7 protein-coding genes are annotated in these 5,443 nt (G+C 73.6%); 2 read left to right on the top strand and 5 right to left on the bottom strand.

Annotation, left to right across the window (positions count from 1 at the left end; translation table 11 throughout):
• Window positions 1-48: 48 nt before the first annotated feature.
• The 4 genes from GQS09_RS26715 to GQS09_RS26700 form a co-directional block, all read right to left on the bottom strand.
• Complete coding sequence (locus GQS09_RS26715; protein ID WP_165990109.1) at window positions 49-1,299, bottom strand: ATP-binding protein; 1,251 nt, start codon at window positions 1,297-1,299, stop codon at window positions 49-51.
• A gap of 12 nt (window positions 1,300-1,311) precedes the next feature.
• Entirely contained in the window at window positions 1,312-1,989 is a 678-nt protein-coding gene (locus GQS09_RS26710) for a response regulator transcription factor (protein WP_165990108.1), read from the bottom strand.
• A gap of 125 nt (window positions 1,990-2,114) precedes the next feature.
• A complete protein-coding gene (locus GQS09_RS26705) occupies window positions 2,115-2,759 on the bottom strand; it encodes an ATP-binding protein (RefSeq protein ID WP_399552614.1) in 645 nt (214 codons plus the stop codon).
• A gap of 377 nt (window positions 2,760-3,136) precedes the next feature.
• Entirely contained in the window at window positions 3,137-3,448 is a 312-nt protein-coding gene (locus tag GQS09_RS26700; protein ID WP_313896355.1) for an STAS domain-containing protein, read from the bottom strand.
• On the opposite strand from GQS09_RS26700, the gene GQS09_RS30830 reads away from it, so the two are divergent.
• Together GQS09_RS30830 and GQS09_RS26695 are read left to right on the top strand one after the other, a co-directional pair.
• Entirely contained in the window at window positions 3,416-3,559 is a 144-nt protein-coding gene (locus GQS09_RS30830) for a hypothetical protein (protein ID WP_313896356.1), read from the top strand. The two genes, GQS09_RS26700 and GQS09_RS30830, sit on opposite strands and share 33 nt — an antisense overlap.
• Before the next feature lie 317 nt (window positions 3,560-3,876).
• Window positions 3,877-4,794 (top strand): RNA polymerase sigma factor SigF, encoded by a 918-nt coding sequence (locus GQS09_RS26695; RefSeq protein ID WP_243761825.1) that lies wholly within the window; start codon window positions 3,877-3,879, stop codon window positions 4,792-4,794.
• Between the two features lie 164 nt (window positions 4,795-4,958).
• On the opposite strand, the gene GQS09_RS26690 is transcribed toward GQS09_RS26695, so the two are convergent.
• Window positions 4,959-5,443, bottom strand: a 485-nt coding sequence (locus GQS09_RS26690; protein ID WP_313896354.1) for an SSI family serine proteinase inhibitor, incomplete at its 5' end; no start/stop codon positions are given.

The following is a 5,443-nucleotide window of genomic DNA, read 5'->3' as shown; positions in this document are numbered from 1 at the left end:
CGGGGGCCGGGGCGGGGGCGGGGGCCGGCCGGGCGGCAGGCGGCCGGTTCAGGGCGCGGGCTCGTCGTCCCGGGCCCGGCTGAGGAAGAGCGCGAACACCGGGGGACGGAGCTGGCGCAGCTCCAGCCGGCCGCCGTCCGCCTCGGCCAGGTCGCGGGCCACGGCCAGCCCCAGCCCGGTGGAGTTCCGGCCGCTCACCGCCCGCTCGAAGACCCGTGAGCCCAGCGAGGGCGGCACCCCCCGGCCGCCGTCCGTGACCTCCACCACCACCTGGTTGCCCGCCGTCCGGGTGCGGATCGCCACCGTGCCGCCGCCGTGCATCAGCGCGTTCTCCACCAGCGCCGCCAGTACCTGGGCCACCGCCCCCGGGGTGCCGACCGCCCGCAGCCCCGGCTTGCCGGAGTGCACGATCACGCGCCCCCGGGCCCGGTAGGCGGGCCGCCACTCCTCGATCTGCTGGAGCACGATCTCGTCCAGGTCGAAGCCCACCGCCGATTCCATCCGGCGCTCCCGGGAGTTGGTGAGCAGCCGCTGCACCACATCGGTCAGCCGCTCCACCTGGGCCAGCGCGATGGACGCCTCCTCCTTGACGGTCTCCGGGTCGTCGGTGGCGATGATCTCCTCCAGCCGCATGGAGAGCGCGGTCAGCGGGGTGCGCAGCTGGTGGGAGGCGTCGGCGGCGAGCCGGCGCTCGGCGGTGATCATCCGGTGGATGCGCTCCGAGCTGGCGTCCAGCACATCGGCCACCCGGTCCAGCTCCTCGACGCCGTAGCGGCGGTGGCGGGGGCGCGGATCGCCGGAGCCGAGGCGTTCGGCGGACTCGGCCAGCTCGGTCAGGGGGGTGGCCAGCCGCCGGGCCTGGCGCAGCGCCAGCACGGCGGCCGAGGCCACGGTGACCGCCGCCACCGCCAGGATGATCAGCAGGGAGCGGCCGACCTCGTCACTGACCACCGAGCCGTCCTGCCGGACGGTGACGGTCTCGCCCTGGGTGCCCTGCTCGGTGGCCTCCAGCACCGCACCGTCGGGCTCCTCCCCCACGGTGAACGGCTCCCGGCCCGCCAGGTCGATGACCACCTGGCGCTCGGGCTGGACGAGCTCCCGCATGGTGTCGGGGGTGACCGGCTCGCCGGCCACCAGCCGGCTCTCCACCTCGGTGACCAGCCGGGCGGCCTCCGACTGGAGCCTGTCGCGGGCGCTGGCGTCGATGGCGCGGGTCTCCACCAGCACCATGGAGATGCCGAAGACGGCGATGACCACCAGGACGACGGCGAGCGTGGAGTTGATCAGTCGGCGGCGCACGGCGGGGCGGTCTCACCCCTTCTCGAAGCGGAAGCCGACGCCGCGCACGGTGGCGATGTAGCGGGGGTTCCCGGCATCGTCGCCGAGCTTCTTGCGCAGCCAGGAGATGTGCATGTCCAGGGTCTTGGTGGACGACCACCAGGTGGTGTCCCAGACCTCGCGCATGAGCTGCTCACGGGTGACCACCCGGCCGGCGTCCCGCACCAGGACCCGCAGCAGATCGAACTCCTTGGCCGTGAGGTGGAGTTCCTCATCGCCGAGCCAGGCCCGGTGGGATTCCACGTCGATCCGGATGCCGTGCACGGCGGGCGCCGGGGCGTGCTCGGCGGTGCCGCGGCGCAGCAGCGCGCGGACCCGGGCCAGCAGCTCGGCGAGGCGGAACGGTTTGGTGACGTAGTCGTCGGCACCGGCGTCCAGCCCGACCACGGTGTCCACCTCGTCGGCGCGGGCGGTGAGCACCAGGACCGGCAGGCCCAGGCCCTCCGTGCGCAGGCGGCGGCAGACCTCCAGCCCGTCCATGCCGGGCAGGCCCAGATCCAGGACCACGAGATCGACGTCGCCGCGCAGCCCGGCGCGGAGGGCGCCGGGGCCGTCCTCGCGCACCTCCACCTCGTAGCCCTCGCGTCGCAGCGCTCGGGCCAGCGGCTCCGAGATGGATGCGTCGTCCTCGGCGAGCAGTACTCGGGTCATGGCCTGATGGTAGACGCCGGAGGGTGATTATCGGTGTCCGCGGCTGTCAGGTGCGCGCAGCACCACGGGGAGGCGTGCGGGGCGCGCTCCGCGCTCGCGGCGCGGCGGGGGGAGCGCGGAAGCGGTCAGGGGGCGGCTGCGAGCTCGGCCCAGACCGTTTTTCCCGCCGTTTCCCCGGCCGCCGTGTCCGCCGGGCGGCCGGGCGGGCCCGCTGCGGCTTCGGCCGTTCCCCCGGGCGGCTCCGGCTGCTCCTCGGTGACGCCCCAGTCCAGCGAGAGCCGCTCGACGATGAACATGCCGTGGCCGCCGGGGCGGCCGGGAACCCGGGTGCTGCGCGGGGCGGGGCGGCCGCCACCGGCGTCGCTGACCTCGACCCGCAGCGTGCGGGGGCCACGGCGCAGCCGCAGCTCGCGCGGGCCGTCGGTGTGCAGGCAGGCGTTGGTGACCAGCTCGGAGACCACCAGCAGGGCGTCCTCGGCGGCGGCCCGGCGGTCGTCGTCGTCGGCCGGCAGCCAGCCCCAGTCGTACAGGGCCTCGCGGGCGAATTCCCGGGCGCGGGCCACCGTGCCGCTGATGCCGGACAGCCGCAGCCGCCGGACCTGGCCGGTGACCCCGGAGGGGGCGGAGGCGGGAGGGGCGGGCGGAGAGGAAGAGGGAGACGGAGGGTNGGGGGCGGAGGCGGGAGGGGCGGGCGGAGAGGAAGAGGGAGACGGAGGGTGAGGGGGAGGGGGAGGGGGAGGGGGAGGCGACGCGGGCGAGGGGGGCGGCACGGCGGCCGGCCCGGCCGGGTGCCGCAGGCCACGCGGGCCGGTGCCCTCGCCGTCCGGAGGGTACGGCTGCGCCATTGCGTTCATGCGCGTTCGCCTCCCCTCGGCCCCGTGGGTCCCGTGTGCGGCGCCCGCCCCGTCGCGGACTCCGTTCTGCCGGCCCTGCCGCCGGCCCGGTCGTCACCGGCCCGCCCCGGGGCCGTCACGGGCGCCGTGCCGGGCGTCGGATCTCCCCGGCGTCGAATGTGCCTGGACTCCTGCCCTGATAACCGACCGGGACACCTGTCATCTGTGCGCCATAGTGTGACCCGGGTAACCCTCTGCCGCAAAGTGGTCACCGGGCCCTGCGTGGCGGCGGGTGACCGGCCGTGCGGGCCCGGTCAGCGCGGCTCGCCGGGGAGTGCGGCGAGCGCGGCCTCCACGGTGTCGTGCAGGGTGAAGACCCTCCCGGCGCCGGTGATCTCCAGCAGCCGGGCGACCAGCGGCTGCGGCGCGGCCAGATGAATGCCGCCGCCGGCCGCCTCGGATTCCAGCCGGGCGGCGAGGAGTGCGTTCAGCCCGGTCGAATCGCAGAAGTCGAGTTGCGAGCAGTCGACCACAATCCACGGACAGTCACCGGTGACGCAGGCGTGAAGTGATACACGCAACATCTCCGCGGAATGGTGATCGAGTTCACCTCGCGGCTCGACAATGGCGACCGGCGGGAGGCGACGTGCATCGACCGTGAACTGTCGCCGGCGTGCGCTTTCCGGCTGGCCGCGGTCCATGCAGCCCCCTTCAGTTCTGTGCAGCTTGCTGACTAGGTTCGAACCATAGCCCGTCGGGTACGACCCGAGTACCCGAACAACGCTGACATTAACCTGAATTCGGACATAGCGGACTTGCCTTGCCGGTACTGTCCCCGGTAGGGCTAGAAGAAGGCACGGCACACGGCGGGCCGTCACGGCCGCCCGGATGTCACGGTCCGGATGTCGTGCACCGATTCGAATAACAGGAAATTCCGCGAACGGCAAACCACCGAGGAACCGAGAAGCAGCGAAGGAGGCGCCGTACCGGCGGAGCACAGATGACGAACGGCTTCGGCGGCCGTATGCCGAACCACAACGGAGGACACTTCTTCATGTCACCCGCCCCCCACATCAACCGAACCGACGCCGATACCCGCAGTGACGACACGGCTGTCGACGACACCCCCGCCCACGGCCACGACTCCGCCCCGGCGCTGGACGCGCTGCGCGAGGAGCTGTCCGAGATCCCCCCGTACGACGAGGTGGCGCCGTGGGACGCGCGGGAGTTGTCCAAGAGCCTCTTCGAGAGGCTGCGGACGCTGGAGGAGGGCACCCATGAGTTCTCCTACGTCCGCAACACCCTGGTGGAACTCAACCTGGCCCTGGTGAAGTTCGCCGCCTCCCGGTTCCGCTCCCGCAGCGAGCCGATGGAAGACATCATCCAGGTGGGCACCATAGGTCTGATCAAGGCGATCGACCGGTTCGAGCCGGACCGCGGGGTGGAGTTCCCCACCTTCGCGATGCCCACCATCATCGGCGAGATCAAGCGCTTCTTCCGCGACACCTCCTGGTCCGTCCGGGTCCCGCGGCGGCTCCAGGAACTGCGCCTGGACCTGGCCAAGGCGGGCGACGAGCTGGCCCAGCGGCTGGACCGCGCCCCCACCGTGGCGGAGCTGGCCGAGCGGCTCGGCATCGGCGAGGACGAGGTGGTCGAGGGCATGGCGGCGGCCAATGCCTACACCGCCAGCTCGCTGGACGCCCAGCCCGAGGAGGACGACGCCGAGGGCGCCCTCGCCGACCGCATCGGGTACGAGGATCACGGCCTGGAGGGCATCGAGTACATCGAGTCCCTCAAGCCGCTGATCGCGCAGCTCTCGCCGCGCGACCGCAGGATTCTCTCGCTCCGCTTCGTCGCCAACATGACGCAGTCGCAGATCGGCGAGGAACTGGGCATCTCGCAGATGCACGTCTCGCGGCTGCTCGCCCGCACGCTGAGCAGACTGCGCCGCAGCCTGCTCGTGGAGGAATGACGGCCGGGCCCGCTGCCGCCGCCGGTGCCGAGGGCTCCGCACGGTTCTCAGGGTCCTGAGACGCTGTCAGGGCTTCGAGGACCGTGCGGACCGCGCCCGCGAGCCCGGGGAGGACGGCCTCCTCCCCGGCGGCGGGCGGCACACGGCGCGCGGCGGCGGTCCGGCTAGAACGCGAACACCGCGCCGGTACGGCTGCGCATCTCGCAGGAGTTGCCGAAGGTCTCGTGCCAGGCCACCGGCCGGCCGTACCACGACCCGGTGGCGGAAGCCGTCACCGGGTCGTATTCGCGTGTGCAGGGCTCGTCACCACGGGACATCCGGCGCAGTTCGCCGCCGGCCCCGTCCAGATCCGCGCAGGCCTGGGCGGGGTCCGGATGACCGCCCCGCGGCTGCGGCGCCGCCCGCCGGGTGCCGGCCCGGGCCGCGTCCGCCTGCCGCGGGGGGCAGCTCAGCTCCACCCAGCGGATCCACGACAGGTCCTTGCCGCGCCCGCTGACGGTGAGCAGCATCCGGCCGCCGGACCCGTCGTCCTCCCCGTCCGCCGGTGCGCCGGCGGCGGTGGTCGGGGCGACGGCGGCGGCCACGGCGCACAGCGCCACGGCGGCGGTGAGCAGCGGTCGACGGGCCAACGGTCCTCCCTCGGGCGGCG

Source organism: Streptomyces sp. YIM 98790 (genome assembly GCF_011421595.1).
Classification (GTDB): Bacteria; Actinomycetota; Actinomycetes; order Streptomycetales; family Streptomycetaceae; genus Streptomyces.
The sequence above is the reverse complement of the archived record's forward strand: the minus strand, read 5'-3'. Positions and strand labels throughout refer to the sequence as shown.